Source organism: Kitasatospora sp. NPDC058243, from assembly GCF_042882025.1.
Lineage (GTDB): Bacteria > Actinomycetota > Actinomycetes > Streptomycetales > Streptomycetaceae > Kitasatospora.
In genome coordinates, this window is record NZ_JBHVWW010000076.1 from 22566 (window position 1) to 36535 (window position 13970).

The window sequence follows — 13970 nt, forward strand, 5'->3', positions numbered from 1 at the left end:
GGCCCTAGGGAGAAATGGCGCCCTGAACCGCGATCGGAGGGGGAGAGAGCTAATAGGGGCCCCACAACACCACCTCCACCAGACCCCCAGAAAAAAAACCCTCCGGGGGCCCGGCGGCGTTTAGGCTCCCTGTCATGCATGACGTACAGCTCCTGGTCGAAGCCGTCGACTCCCTGGCGGATCGTTTCCGCTCGCTGCCGCAGAGCAAACTGCTGGGCGCCGTGCCCGGGTACGAGTCCCGGGCGGCGGCCGCACTGGCGTTGGCCCGGCGGCTGGCGGCCCTCGCGCTGGCGGCGGAGGGCGGGCCGGAGCGGGAGTTCCCTGACGCCGGGGCGTTCGCGGCGGGGGACCAACTGGCCGTCGCCGGGCACGACCTGGCGGCCGCGCTGGCGGCCCTGCCGGAGGGCGCCGGGGTCACCCTGGCGGACGGGCCGGTGGCGGCCGCAGAGGTGCTGGCCGACGCGGTGGCCGCAGTGCGCGCGACGGCGGCGCTCTGCAGATAAGACGTCCGGACACGCCGAAGGCCGGCCGGGTCGGTAACCCCTTGACCCGGCCGGCCTTCGGCGTGCTGCGCTGTGTGTGCCGTGCTGCCGCGCTGCTGGGGCGGCGTCAGATGCTGGCGACCACCCGGTCGGCGAGGACGTAGACGGCCTCCTCGTCGGTGGAGAAGGTCAGCGAGTACGAGCCGGAGAAGCGCGAGCCGCCGAGCAGCCGGACGTGCTCACCGGCACGGACCGCGTCGATCAGCCGGTAGGCGGCCTCCCGGTCGCCCGGGGCCACGCAGAGCGTGGTGCCGTCGGCGAACGCGTACACGTCCAGGGTGCCCAGCGGGCCCGGGCGGACGTCGATCAGGGCGACGGCCTCGTCGGCGAGGGTGGCCAGCCGGGTGTCGGTCCACTCGCGGGACGGCGCCTGGCTGGGCACGAAGTCGGGGTGGGAGGGGTGGCGGCGCGGGTCGGGCGCGGCGACCGGGGCGTCCTCGACGGCCTGGTCGGCGTCCAGCAGCCCGGCCTCCAGGCCGGTGGCCAGCAGGTCGGCCTCGCGGCGGGCGCGGGCGTCCCCGGTGGGCTCGGCGGAGCCGGTGGAGGCGGCGGCGGAGCCGGCGGAGGAGGTGCCGGAGCCCTGGCCGGGGAACAGCGACGAGCCGCCCTCGGGACCGGGCTCGGCGGGGCCCTCGTTGATCAGGTCCTCCAGCGCGGAGCGCAGCGCCTCGCCGAACTCCGGGTCCATGGTGCCGGCGTTGTCGACGGCGTCCTGCGGGCCGGTGGGGCGGGGGAAGAACAGCGGCCACTCGTCGGTGCTGGCGAACGCGCCGGTGTACGGGGAGTCGAACAGTGGCGCGTCCTCGGCCGCGCGGGCCTCCTGCTCGGCCCAGAACGCCCGGGCCTCGGTGATCTCCCGCTCGCGGTCGGCGGCGAGTGCCTCGGTGACGGCCTGGCGTATCGCGGCCTGGTCCACCGGGGCGGGTGCGGCCTGGGCCGCGGCCTGCGCGTCCAGCCGGCGGGAGAGTCCCCGGAGGTGGAGCAGCACGGCGGTCGACACGGTGATCAGGATCAGCAGCAGGATGGTGTAGACGGCGCTCACGGAACGTACTCCTAGCGAGGAGCGGAACGGGGTTACGTGTCCACACTGCCGCATCCGGGGCTGTTGCCGCAGTGGCGAATGTCTAATTTGTGGGGGACTTTCGCTCTTGTCCCCAAATTGTTAGGTAACACCGTTCTACGCAGTGGAGTTGATCCGCTCCGCAGTGTCGATTTCCGGGCCGAAAACGAGCGAAAAGAGGGCCGGATCGACCTCGCGATGTGATCCGGCCCTCAATTACTCACGGTCACTCCAAATGGGTGGTCCAGACCCTTTCGGGGTGGCTCGGCGGGGTCAGCTGAGGCGCTCGATCACCATCGCCATGCCCTGGCCGCCGCCGACGCACATGGTCTCCAGGCCGAACTGCTTGTCGTGCCACTGCAGGGAGTTGATCAGGGTGGTGGTGATCCGGGCGCCGGTCATGCCGAACGGGTGGCCGACGGCGATCGCGCCGCCGTTGACGTTCAGCTTGTCCAGGTCGATGCCGAGATCCCGGTAGGACGGGATCACCTGGGCGGCGAAGGCCTCGTTGATCTCGACCAGGTCGATGTCGTCGATGGTCAGGCCGGCCCGCCGCAGCGCCTGCCGGGAGGCCTCGACGGGGCCGTAGCCCATGATCTCGGGGGAGAGCGCGCTGACGCCGGTGGAGACCACCCGGGCGAGCGGGGTGATGCCCAGCTCCCGGGCCTTGGTGTCGGACATGATGACCAGCGCGGCGGCGCCGTCGTTCAGCGGGCAGCAGTTACCGGCGGTCACGGTGCCGTCCGGTCGGAACACCGGCTTCAGGCCGGAGACGCCCTCCAGCGTGACGCCGGCGCGCGGGCCGTCGTCCTTGCTCACCACGGTGCCGTCCGGGAGCGTGACCGGGGTGATCTCGCGCTCCCAGAAGCCGGCCTTGATGGCGGCCTCGGCGAGGTTCTGCGAGCGGACGCCGAACTCGTCCTGCTCGGCGCGGGTGATCCCCTTGAGCGCGGCCAGGTTCTCGGCGGTCTGGCCCATCGCGATGTAGGCGTCCGGCAACAGGCCGTCCTCGCGCGGGTCGTGCCACTCCCCGCCGCCCTCCTCGGCGCGCTTGGCGGTGCGGGCCTGGGCCTCGTCGAAGACCGGGTTCGTGGTGCCAGGCATGCCGTCCGAGGTCCCGTTCACGCTGCGCGAGACGGTCTCCACGCCGGCCGAGAGGAACACGTCGCCCTCGCCGGCCCTGATCGCGTGCAGTGCCATCCGCGTGGTCTGCAGCGAGGACGAGCAGTAGCGGGTGATGGTGGCGCCGGGCAGGTAGTCCATGCCCATCTGGACGGCCACGATGCGGGCCAGGTTGTGGCCCTGCTCGCCGCCGGGCAGGCCGCAGCCGAGCATCAGGTCGTCGATCTCGCGCGGGTCGAGCTGCGGGACCTTGGCCAGCGCGGCCTGGATGACGTGGGCGGTCAGGTCGTCGGGGCGGACGTCCTTGAGCGAGCCCTTGAAGGCCCGGCCGATCGGCGAACGGGTGGCGCTGACGATGACGGCTTCGGGCATGGCGGGCTCCTCGCTGGGTGACGGCGGACTGGCGTCCGGGAGGAAAGTTACCGCCTGGTAGATCAGGCGTCACCCGTCCCGGCGTGTGAGCTGGCCGACGTGTCGCCGGCCTCTGGAGCGGCTCCTTCCCTGGCCTCCTCGGACGCCCACGAGCCGGGCAGCCCGACCCGCAGCCGGTGGCGCAGCAACGCCCAGCGGCGGCCGGCGCCCTCCGTCTCGACGGCCGCGACCTCGGTGCCCGAACGCCCGGCCGCGGCGGCGGCGGCCATCGCCACCGGCAGCACCGTCCCGCCCGGCACGGGTGCGGCCGGGCGCTCCTCCTCCGGCCAGAGGCCGAGCGCGGCGCACACCGAGGGCAGCACGGCCATCGCGGCCGTCGCGTAGCCCTGGGCGGACGGGTGGTAGCGGTCGGCGGCGAACATCTCCGGGCGCGCCGCGAACTCCGGGCCCAGCAGCGAGCCCAGCGAGACCGTCCGGCCGCCGGCCTCCACGACCGCGATGGTCTGCGCGGCCGCCAGCTGGCGGCTCAGCCGGCGGGCCACCCAGCGCAGCGGCGGGTGCACCGGCTTGATCGTCCCGAGGTCCGGGCAGGTGCCGACCACCACCTCGCAGCCGTTCGCCCGCAGCGCCGCGACGGCCTCGCCGAGCTGGCGGACGGCCAGCTGGGCCGGGCTGTGCCGGGTCACGTCGTTGGCGCCGATCATGAGCACGGCGACGTCCGGGTGGTGCGGCAGCGCCTGCTCCAGCTGGCCCGAGAGGTGGGCGGAACGGCCGCCGGAGCGGGCCACGTTGACCAGCCGGACCGGGCGCTCGGCCACCGAGGCCAGGCCCGCGGCCAGCAGCGCGCCCGGGGTCTCCCGGGCCCGCAGCACACCGAGGCCGGCGCCGGTGGAGTCGCCGAGGACGGCCAGCACCAGCGGCGGCTGCGTGGCGGCGGAGCTGTCGGCGAAGGCCTCGCCGTAGACGCCGTCGGCCTTGGGCGGATCGCCCTCCAGCACGCCGATGGCCTGGATCGCCAGCTTGCTCTCGGTGAGCAGCACGCCCACCAGTCCCACGCCCAGCAGGCCGAGCCCGCCGCCGCCGTACGCCGCCGCGGTGGCGATCCGGCGGGCCACCCGGGCCCGCGAGTCCTGTGCCCCTGGCATCCGATGCCCCCTTCGCGTCCTGGTGCCGCCCCCTCCGGGGCCATGGCGATGCCTGCACCCCCCTCCTACCCGCGCGGGGGCCGGGGCTACCTGCGGGGCTGGGCCATTGGGGGGAGGGGGGCGGGTGGCGGGGCCGCCGCGCGGGGCCGGGGCGGGGCGAGGGGCGGGTGGGGCGGAAGGGCGGGCTGGGGCGGGCGGCACGGCCTAGGCTTTGCAGTACCGAAAGCACTCGCATGCCCACAACCGGGAGGACCCCCGTGCGGTACCACAACTCGATCATCGACCTCGTCGGCAACACGCCGCTGGTCAAGCTGAACAAGGTCACCGAGGGCATCAGCGCGACAGTGCTGGCGAAGGTCGAGTACTTCAACCCCGGCGGCTCGGTGAAGGACCGCATCGCGATGCGCATGATCGAGGCCGCCGAGGCCTCGGGCGCCCTGAAGCCGGGCGGCACCATCGTCGAGCCGACCTCCGGCAACACCGGTGTCGGCCTGGCGATCGTGGCCCAGCAGAAGGGCTACAAGTGCATCTTCGTCTGTCCGGACAAGGTGTCCACCGACAAGATCAACACCCTGCGCGCGTACGGCGCCGAGGTGGTCGTCTGTCCCACCGCCGTGGCCCCCGAGCACCCGGACTCGTACTACAACGTCTCCGACCGGCTCGTCCGGGAGACCCCGAACGCCTGGAAGCCGGACCAGTACTCCAACCCGGACAACCCGGCCTCGCACTACCACTCCACCGGTCCGGAGCTGTGGGAGCAGACCGAGGGCCGGATCACCCACTTCGTGGCGGGCGTCGGCACCGGCGGCACCATCTCCGGCACCGGCAACTACCTGAAGGAGGTCTCGGGCGGCAAGGTCAAGGTGATCGGCGCCGACCCGGAGGGCTCGGTCTACTCGGGCGGCACCGGCCGGCCGTACCTGGTCGAGGGTGTGGGCGAGGACTTCTGGCCGACCGCCTACGACCGTGACGTCGCCGACGGCATCGTCGCCGTCTCCGACAAGGACTCCTTCCAGATGACCCGCCGCCTGGCCAAGGAGGAGGGCCTGCTGGTCGGCGGCTCCTGCGGCATGGCCGTGGTGGCCGCGCTGGAGGTGGCCAAGGGTCTGGGCCCGGACGACGTCGTGGTGGTGCTGCTGCCGGACGGCGGCCGCGGCTACCTGTCCAAGATCTTCAACGACGACTGGATGGCCGACTACGGTTTCCTGCCCTCGGCCACCGACGAGGCGCACATCGGCGAGGTGCTGGCCCGCAAGGACGCCATCGAGCACGAGGGCATCCCGCAGTTCGTCCACATGCACCCGAACGAGACGGTCGCCGAGGCGGTCCGGGTGCTGCGCGAGTACGGCGTCTCGCAGATGCCCGTGGTCTCCCCGGGTGCCGGGCACCCCGACATCATGGCCGGCGAGGTGATCGGCTCGGTGGCGGAGAAGCTCCTGCTGGAGGGCGTCTTCGCGAAGGAGATCGAGCTGACCGACACGCTGGACCGGGTGATGTCCAAGCCGCTGCCGGTCGTCGGTGCGGGCGAGACGGTCACCAACCTGATGACCGTGCTGGAGAAGGCCGACGCCGCGGTGGTGCTGGTGGACGGCAAGCCGCAGGGCATCGTCACCCGCCAGGACCTGCTGGGCTTCCTCGCCGGCCGCGCCGCGCACTGACCCGTCGGGCCAGGCCCTGACCGGCCCCGGCCGGCCCTGACCGACCCCGACCCCGCCTTCGGCTCCGGTCGGCGGGGCGGACGAGGTTTCGCCCACGTTTTGCCCGCGGTTCGCCCACGGGCGAAGTGGTACACCGGCGTCACCTGCCCGCAGCACGCGGTTAACAACCGTCCGGCATCGTGGTGGTCAACGGCAAGACGCCGAGCGAGACGACGGCAACCGTCCGGGAGCGGCTCCCCGGCGGACGCGGTCGGCTCCGGACACGTCGGGCGGTCCTGACCCGGCCCGCCGTGTCCGCCCTCCAACCCGGCAACGGGGGAGAGGGGCCTCCGCGGGAGGTGCCGTCGTCCCGCCCCTGTCCGGCTGCGGCCGGTCGACAGGGTGCGGCGGCTCCCGCGGTACTGCGCGCCGCACGGCGCGTCTCCGCGGTTCCCGGGTGGGGGAACCGAGGCGGAGAACGGCAGGGCCGGTCCTTCTCCGAGGGACCGGCCCTTCCCGTACGCTCACACGCATGACCAGCACTGAAACCACCCAGGACGAGCCGCGCTACGTCCGGCTCAAGATCGAGCTCATCGCGGAGATCACCGACGAGGGCGCGCTCAAGGCGGCCGCCCTGAAGCAGGTGACCGAGGACGAGTACCTCGACGACGACGAGCGCGCCCAGTCCGTCGACGCCATCGAGGTGGACCCGTCGGGTTCGCTCGCCCACTTCATCGACCCGGTGGCGCTGCTCGGCGACGTGCCGGGTGTCGAACTGGCCTCGGCGACCTGGGAGTCGGCGCAGACCGAGTTCGACCCCGAGAACGAGGGTTGGGACGAGTACGTGGTGGACGAGTCCGCCGAGTAGCGGCCTCGCCTCGCGAGCTCGTCACCGCTCGTGAACGCCCGGTCTGCCCCGCAGGCCGGGCGTTTTTTCCCTGTTCACCGGGAAGTTGGGTCATCTCATACGATCGCTTACCCTTCGGAGGTGGAACCGTGCACGGGCGGATTGCGTTTCTGTATCCGTAAATGCCCGGGATGATCAGCAGGGAGACGCGACGTGACGGCACGGGACGGTCAGGGGCGGGCAGGCGGAGGCAACTGGAGCCGGCGCGGAGTGCTCGCGGGTCTGATCGGGGCGCCGGTCCTGCTGCTCGCGGCCTGCAACGACACCAAGAGCGCCGACGCCAACGGCTCGGGCGGTTCGGGCGGTTCCGCTGGAACCCCGGGCGCCGGCAGCGGCTCCGGCGGGACCAGCAGCGCGCCGAAGACCTCGACCGCCGTCATCACCGTCACTCCTGCGGACGGTGCCGCCTCCGCCAGCTTCAGCGAGCCGGTCAAGGTCACCGTCAGCAACGGCACCCTGGGCACCGTCAAGGTCACCGACTCCACGGGCAAGGAACTGGCCGGCCAGCTCGCCTCCGACGGCGCCAGCTGGACCTCGGCCGCCGCCCCCGCCAGCGGCACCAAGTACACCGTGGCCGCCACCGCCCTCGACAAGGACAAGCTGGAGGCGGACGCCAACGCCACCTTCACCACGGCCACCCCGGCCAACACCTTCGTCGGCTACTTCACGCCCGAGGACGGCTCGGTCGTCGGCGTCGGCATGCCCGTCTCGATCACCTTCAGCAAGCCGATCACCGACCGCAAGGCCGTCCAGCAGGCGATCACCGTGATAGCCGAGCCGGGCGTCGAGATCGTCGGGTACTGGTTCTCCAGCACCCGCCTCGACTTCCGGCCGCAGGAGTACTGGGCCAAGGGCACCAAGGTCACCCTCAAGCTCCGGCTCAAGGACGTCGAGGGCGCCAAGGGCGTCTACGGCACCCAGTCCAAGGACGTCCGCTTCACCATCGGCCGCGCCCAGACCAGCGTCGCCGACCTCGCCGCCAAGAAGCTCACCGTCACCACCGACGGCCAGGTCAGCGCCGTCTACAAGATCTCCGGCGGCTCGCCCGAGCACCGCACCTGGGGCGGCAAGATGGTGATCTCCGAGCAGTTCCAGCAGACCCGGATGAACTCGCAGACCGTCAACCTCGGCAGCGAGTACGACATCGCGGACGTGCCGCACGCCCAGCGGCTCACCACCTCGGGCACCTTCATCCACGGCAACTACTGGTCCCCGTCGTCGATCTTCGGCGGCCAGAACACCAGCCACGGCTGCATCGGCCTCCAGGACGCCAAGGGCGCGCAGGACGGCAGCACGGACGGCTACAAGTTCTACAAGAGCTCCATGGTCGGCGACGTGGTCGAGGTCGTGAACTCCGGTGACAAGACCGTCGCGCCGGACAACGGCCTGAACGGCTGGAACCTCGGCTGGGCCGCCTGGAAGGCCGGCAGCGCCGTCTGACGCCGGGAGCCGCCGGTCAGCGCGGGTCAGCGCTTGGCGTAGTCGGCGAAACCCTGCCAGTCGACGATCACGCACGGCTCGTCGCCGACGATCCAGGCATCGTGCCCGGGCGGGCAGATCATCAGGTCGCCCGGGCCGAACTCGGTCTCCTGACCGTCGTCCATGACGATCCTCATCCGGCCCGAGACCACGTACCCCGTGTGGGCGGCCAGACAGCTGTCGGTCTTGGCGATCGGCTTCACGTGCTTGGACCACTGCCAACCCGGGTGGAACACGGCCCGGCCCACCGGGCCGGCGTCCAGGTTGACCAGACGCAGTTCCCCCGTGCCCTCCTCGAAGGGGCGGACCTCCTCGGGGGCGTCGAAGCTCATGCGGACGAGACCGGACATGGCGCACTCCTCTCCACACGGACGGCCCGGCCGTCCAGCGAGAGGAGGAGGCAGGCCCGTCTGCTGGCCCTTCCAGTCTGCGCCCCGACCGGCGGGCGGTCACCTCGGGTGGCCGGCCCGCCGGAACGGTCACGGACGGTCAGCCCTGCGTGCGGGCCACGCCGATCGGGCAGGAGGCGCCGGTGCCGCCGAGGCCGCAGTAGCCGTTCGGGTTCTTGGCGTCGGACAGGTACTGCTGGTGGTACGGCTCGGCCGGGTAGAACGGGCCCGCCGGGGCGATCTCGGTGGTGATCGGGCCGTAGCCGAGCGCGGTCAGGGCCGGCTGGAAGGCGTCCCGGCCGGCGGCCGCGGCGGCGGCCTGGACGGGGGAGTGGGTGTAGACGGCGGAGCGGTACTGGGTGCCGACGTCGTTGCCCTGGCGGTTGCCCTGGGTCGGGTCGTGCGCCTCCCAGAAGGTCTTCAGCAGCCGCTCGTAGGAGACCAGCGAGGGGTCGAACACCACCCGGACCGCCTCGGTGTGCCCGGTCAGCCCGCTGCACACCTCCTCGTACGTCGGGTGGGGGGTGTAGCCGCCCTGGTAACCGACCAGCGTCGTCCAGACGCCGGGCAGGCGCCAGAACGTCCGCTCGGCGCCCCAGAAGCAGCCCAGCCCGAAGTCGGCCACCTCCAGGCCGTCCGGGTACGGCCCGGTGAGCGGGTGGCCGAGCACGGTGTGCGGCTCGCGCAGCGCGAAGCCCGGTGACTCCCGGCCGGGCAGCGCCTGGTCGGCGGGAACGAGCGAGGTCTTGTGGCGGTTGAACAGCACGGCCTGCTCCAGCGGGGTAGGGAGGGTTGCGCAGGATTCAACGCGGCGGGCCGCCCCCGGATTCCGGCGCCGCCCGGATTCCGCCGCCGCCCCGGTTCACGGCCGGTCCGGTTCACGGCGGGCTGGGACGTTCCGGAGGGCACCGGCCCGTACGGCCACTAGGCTCGACCCATGACCGAGCACCAGCTTCCCCAGGGCTTCGAGACCCTCGCCATCCACGCGGGTCAGGAAGCAGACCCCCAGACCGGGGCCGTCGTCACGCCGATCTACCAGGTGTCCACCTACAAGCAGGACGGGGTGGGCGGCCTGCGGGGCGGCTACGAGTACAGCCGCAGCGCCAACCCGACCCGCACCGCGCTGGAGGAGTGCCTCGCGGCACTGGAAGGCGGCGCCCGCGGCCTCGCCTTCGCCTCCGGCCTGGCCGCCGAGGACACCCTGCTGCGCACCATCCTCAAGCCGGGCGACCACATCGTGATCCCCAACGACGCCTACGGCGGCACCTTCCGGCTGTTCGCCAAGGTGCTGACCCGCTGGGGCGTCGAGTTCTCCGTCGCCAACACCCAGGACCTGGCGACCGTCCGCGCCGCGCTGCGCCCCAACACCCGCGCGGTCTGGGTGGAGACCCCGTCCAACCCGCTGCTGGGCATCACCGACCTGGCCGCGCTCGCCGAGGTCGCGCACGGCGCCGGCGCGCTGCTGGTGGTCGACAACACCTTCGCCAGCCCCTACCTGCAGCAGCCGATCGCGCTCGGCGCGGACGCGGTCGTGCACTCCACCACCAAGTACATGGGCGGCCACTCGGACGTGGTCGGCGGTGCGCTGGTGCTGGCCGACGCGAGCCTGGGCGAGGAGGTGGCGTACCACCAGAACGCGATGGGCGCCGTCTCCGGGCCGTTCGACGCCTGGCTGGTGCTGCGCGGCATCAAGACGCTGGGCGTCCGGATGGACCGGCACAGCGCCAACGCGGAGAAGGTCGCCGAGCTGCTGGCGAGCCACCCGAAGGTCAGCCAGGTGCTGTACCCGGGCCTGCCCGAGCACCCCGGCCACGAGATCGCCGCCAAGCAGATGAAGGCCTTCGGCGGCATGGTCTCGTTCCGGGTCCAGGGCGGCGAGGAGGCGGCGGTCGAGGTCTGCAACCGCGCGCAGCTGTTCACCCTCGGCGAGTCGCTCGGCGGCGTGGAGTCGCTGATCGAGCACCCGGGCCGGATGACCCACGCCTCGGTGGCCGGTTCGGCGCTGGAGGTGCCCGCCGACCTGGTGCGCGTCTCGGTCGGCATCGAGTCGATCGACGACCTGCTCTCCGACCTCAAGCAGGCGCTGGGCTAGGACGCGCCCAGAAGTCCGGAGCCTGTTGAAGATCTCCGGCCTCGGTGAGCAGTCCGGGGACCGCGATGGTCACCTGACGCGCTGTCGGCGCACTCGGCCGGAGGAGCCCCTGTGGGCTCCTCCGGCCGGTTCATTGCGTCATGCCCTCACGCGCTCGCGCCGGAGCGGTCCTTCAGGAGCGCTTCCAGGAGGTGGGGGACGCGGGCGTGCAATCCTCGTTCGGGTCAGGCTTGCCGCGCACCAGGTCCCAGAGGTTCCATTCGCCCCACGTGGTCCATGAGTCCGCCGAGGCCCATGAGTGCGGCGGGCGCGGACACGGCTTCGGCGGGCACTTCTTGTCCTCGACCGTGATCGTCACACACGGGCAGTCCGCGGTCAGTTCGACCGTGGTCACCGCGGTCTGGGGCAGTTCGTAGCCGGGGGGAGCGGTGGTCTCCTGCCAGTAGTAGGTGCCGAACGGAAGGTTGTCCGCGGAGCAGACGCCGTCCGCCCCGGTGGTGCAGGGGGAGCCGACGGGGGTGTCGGGGTTGGTTCCGGTGGTTTGGAGGCCGGGGACGCCGTTGGTCTCGTGCCAGAGCTGGAAGGTGGCGCCGGCCAGTGGTTGTCCGGTGGCGGAGTCGACCTTGGTGACCGTGGTGGAGCCGGTCGGGGTGGTGGTCTTGGTGTCCTGGACGGTGACGGGGATGCTCTGTCCGTCGGTGTCGAGGACCACGGTCGTCACCGCGGGCTGCGGCAGGTCGTAGCCGGGGGGTGCGGCGGTCTCCTGCCAGTAGTAGGTGCCCAGCGGGAGGCCGGTTGCGGAGCAGGTGCCGTTCGCTCCGGTGGTGCAGGGGGAGCCGACGGGGGTGTCGGGGTTGGTTCCGGTGGTTTGGAGGCCGGGGGTGCCGTTGGTCTCGTGCCAGAGCTGGAAGGTGGCGCCGGCCAGTGGTTGTCCGGTGGCGGAGTCGGCCTTGGTGACCGTGGTGGAGCCGGTCGGGGCGATGGTCTTGGTGTCCTGGACGGTGATCGGGACGTTCTGTCCGTTGGTGTCGAGGACGACGGTGGTGACGTTGAGTTCCGGCAGGTCGTAGCCGTTGGGTGCCGATACTTCTTGCCAGTAGTAGGTGCCCAGCGGGAGGCCGGTTGCGGAGCAGGTGCCGTTCGCTCCGGTGGTGCAGGGGGATCCGACGGGGGTGTCGGGGTTGGTTCCGGTGGTTTGGAGGCCGGGGGTGCCGTTGGTCTCGTGCCAGAGCTGGAAGGTGGCGCCGGCCAGGGGTTGTCCGGTGGCGGAGTCGACCTTGGTCACGCTGGTGGACCCGGTCTCGACGATCGGGGATTTGGTGTCCTGGACGGTGACCGGGACGTTCTGCCCGTTCGTGTCGAGGACCACGGTCGTCACCGCGGGCGGCGGCAGGTCGTAACCGGGGGGTGCGGCGGTCTCCTGCCAGTAGTAGGTGCCGAGCGGGAGGCCGGCCGTGGAGCAGACGCCGTTCGCCCCGGTGGTGCAGGGGGCGCCCACCTCGGTGTCCGGGGTGGCCCCCGAGGTCTGGAGGCCGGGGACGCCGTTGGTCTCACGCCACAGCTGGAAGGTGGCTCCCGCCAGGGGCTGCCCCGTGACGGAGTCGACCTTCGTCACGCTGGTCGAGGCGGTGGGAGTGGGACTTCCGCACGCCGGAAGATCGCCGTTGAAGGGGTAGGCGTGGAACTCGGTCCCGGTCATCCCCGAGCCGGAGTTCTGCAGCAGCGAACCGGTGGTGAAGAACCGTCCGTTCAGACCGGGCAGGCTCATGGTGGCGGTGCTGGCCGGGTTGCCGACCAGCACACTGCCCTGGAACTGCCCCGATCCCTTGAGCGTGACGGACGTCGCGGCGGGGAAGTTCCACAGGAGGCGCTCGCGCAGCCGGTTCCAGGGATCGGTGTCCTGGAGGCTCCCGCTGTAGGTGTTGATGGTGCGGGCGCCGCCCACGAGGTTGACGAGTACCGTCGCGTTCGCGGGGATGCCGGCGAACGCGATGCCCTGGGTGGAGCCTCCGTTCCCGGCGATGTCGAAGTCGACGTTGAAGACCTGGAGTGCGGAGGTGCCGTCACCGGTGAACAGGGTCTGGAACCCCTGGTTGACCGCGGTTCCGGTGGCGGGGCGGGGTGTGCCGACCCCGGCGTAGCACTCGCTCGCCGTCTGCAGCTGGCCGCGCAGTGGCGTGTAGGCGGCCACGGCCTGCGCTTCCTGGACCTTCGTACCGACGATGGTGCCCGTGGCCGTGCCCGCGTAGCGGACGACGCCGCCCTCCGCCAGGAGCCTCTGCCCCGGGGCCACCGTGACGTTGCCTCCGGCGGTGAGGAAGTCGGCGCCGTCCGGCGGGGGGACCCGTGAGCCGACGCCGACGATGCCGATGTTGTAGACGGAGCTGGCTCCCGGGGCTTTGTTCAGGTCGAAGTTGCCGAGGGTCACCACGTGCCCCTCGGCCTCCGCGGCGGAACCGCCGACGTTGAAGTCGCCGCCGACGAAGATGTTGATTCCGGCGTCGCGGCCTGCGAAGGGACCGTTGTTGACCGGGGGGAACGTCGCGGGACAGTCCGCACCCAGGCACGGCCCGAGGCCGCCCGGGAGACCGGCCGCGTACGCGGCCGGTGGTGCGACGAGTGACATGCCGAAGGGCACGAGCGTCAGGGCCAGGACGGAACCCACCGTCCTGCCGAGTCGGCGTCTCCAGGTGACGGTGGTCACCGGGTTCTGACTGGGCTTCACCTCAGTCCTCTCACCATGTGGACCCAATGGGGCCCTCGGAGTGTTCCGGGCTGGAGGGCCGAGCATCGCGACTCACTGGTGTTGTCATCTGAAAATCGTGTTAATGCACCCGTTCGGCTGTGTGTCGACGGCCGATCGGTCCGGGCGCGAGGGACGGCCTCCGGCCGTCGGCGGTCACTGGCCCTGCTGGTCCGCCGTGTACGACTCCATCGCGTGGTTGAAGCGAGCCAGCAGGGCGCAGAACGCCTGCTGCTCCTCGGGCGGCCAGTCGGCCGTCAGGCGGCGGGTCAACTCGGCCCGCCCGTCGCGGACTTCGGCCAGTCGGCCGGAGCCGACCGGGGTCAGCGCGAGGCGTACGGCGCGGCGGGGGGGGGGGGGCTGGGCTCCGGACAGCACAACAGCCCACGACAAAAGGGGGAAACGGCGGGGGACAAGGCAGGGGGCTACAACCGCAGAATAAGTGAGAGACCCTGCTTTTGGCGGTGAAGTTCCTCCACCCC

At 71.8% G+C, this 13970-nt stretch carries 12 protein-coding genes; 5 read left to right on the forward strand and 7 right to left on the reverse strand.

What is annotated here, in order from left to right; genetic code table 11:
* Positions 1–134: 134 nt before the first annotated feature.
* Positions 135–503, forward strand: a complete 369-nt coding sequence (locus ACFVX9_RS34105; protein ID WP_387985538.1) for a hypothetical protein — start codon at positions 135–137, stop codon at positions 501–503.
* Positions 504–609: 106 nt separating this feature from the next.
* Here ACFVX9_RS34105 and ACFVX9_RS34110 read toward each other — a convergent pair whose 3' ends face one another.
* The 3 genes from ACFVX9_RS34110 to ACFVX9_RS34120 all read right to left on the reverse strand — a co-directional run bounded on the left by ACFVX9_RS34110 (position 610) and on the right by ACFVX9_RS34120 (position 4241).
* Positions 610–1584 (reverse strand): hypothetical protein, encoded by a 975-nt coding sequence (locus ACFVX9_RS34110; RefSeq protein WP_387985541.1) that lies wholly within the window; start codon positions 1582–1584, stop codon positions 610–612.
* A gap of 291 nt (positions 1585–1875) precedes the next feature.
* Positions 1876–3096 carry an acetyl-CoA C-acetyltransferase gene (locus tag ACFVX9_RS34115; RefSeq protein WP_063348024.1) on the reverse strand — a complete coding sequence of 407 codons (1221 nt, stop codon included), beginning with the start codon at positions 3094–3096 and terminating at the stop codon, positions 1876–1878.
* A 62-nt stretch (positions 3097–3158) separates the two neighbouring features.
* The gene (locus ACFVX9_RS34120) at positions 3159–4241 is read right to left on the reverse strand and encodes an SGNH/GDSL hydrolase family protein (protein ID WP_387985544.1); all 1083 of its coding nucleotides are present in this window, start codon (positions 4239–4241) and stop codon (positions 3159–3161) included.
* Positions 4242–4474: 233 nt separating this feature from the next.
* Between ACFVX9_RS34120 and ACFVX9_RS34125 the strand changes: the two genes are divergently transcribed.
* The 3 genes from ACFVX9_RS34125 (at position 4475) to ACFVX9_RS34135 (ending at position 8225) form a co-directional block, all read left to right on the forward strand.
* Complete coding sequence (locus tag ACFVX9_RS34125) at positions 4475–5899, forward strand: cystathionine beta-synthase (RefSeq protein ID WP_380345769.1); 1425 nt, start codon at positions 4475–4477, stop codon at positions 5897–5899.
* 511 nt (positions 5900–6410) lie between these two features.
* Positions 6411–6746 (forward strand): hypothetical protein, encoded by a 336-nt coding sequence (locus ACFVX9_RS34130; RefSeq protein WP_063348021.1) that lies wholly within the window; start codon positions 6411–6413, stop codon positions 6744–6746.
* Positions 6747–6938: 192 nt separating this feature from the next.
* Positions 6939–8225: an Ig-like domain-containing protein gene (locus tag ACFVX9_RS34135; RefSeq protein WP_363372408.1), complete on the forward strand. Its 1287-nt coding sequence runs from the start codon at positions 6939–6941 to the stop codon at positions 8223–8225.
* A 26-nt stretch (positions 8226–8251) separates the two neighbouring features.
* On the opposite strand, the gene ACFVX9_RS34140 is transcribed toward ACFVX9_RS34135, so the two are convergent.
* Positions 8252–8614, reverse strand: a complete 363-nt coding sequence (locus ACFVX9_RS34140) for a cupin domain-containing protein (protein ID WP_063348019.1) — start codon at positions 8612–8614, stop codon at positions 8252–8254.
* Between the two features lie 139 nt (positions 8615–8753).
* Positions 8754–9419, reverse strand: a complete 666-nt coding sequence (msrA, locus tag ACFVX9_RS34145) for a peptide-methionine (S)-S-oxide reductase MsrA (RefSeq protein WP_063348018.1) — start codon at positions 9417–9419, stop codon at positions 8754–8756.
* 171 nt (positions 9420–9590) lie between these two features.
* Between msrA and ACFVX9_RS34150 the strand changes: the two genes are divergently transcribed.
* On the forward strand, positions 9591–10745 hold the full coding sequence (locus tag ACFVX9_RS34150; RefSeq protein WP_387985549.1) for a cystathionine gamma-synthase: 1155 nt from the start codon (positions 9591–9593) through the stop codon (positions 10743–10745).
* Positions 10746–10917: 172 nt separating this feature from the next.
* On the opposite strand, the gene ACFVX9_RS34155 is transcribed toward ACFVX9_RS34150, so the two are convergent.
* Positions 10918–13470: a SpaA isopeptide-forming pilin-related protein gene (locus tag ACFVX9_RS34155; RefSeq protein WP_387985552.1), complete on the reverse strand. Its 2553-nt coding sequence runs from the start codon at positions 13468–13470 to the stop codon at positions 10918–10920.
* Positions 13471–13644: 174 nt separating this feature from the next.
* Positions 13645–13866, reverse strand: a complete 222-nt coding sequence (locus ACFVX9_RS34160; protein WP_387985555.1) for a hypothetical protein — start codon at positions 13864–13866, stop codon at positions 13645–13647.
* Positions 13867–13970 lie beyond the last annotated feature (104 nt).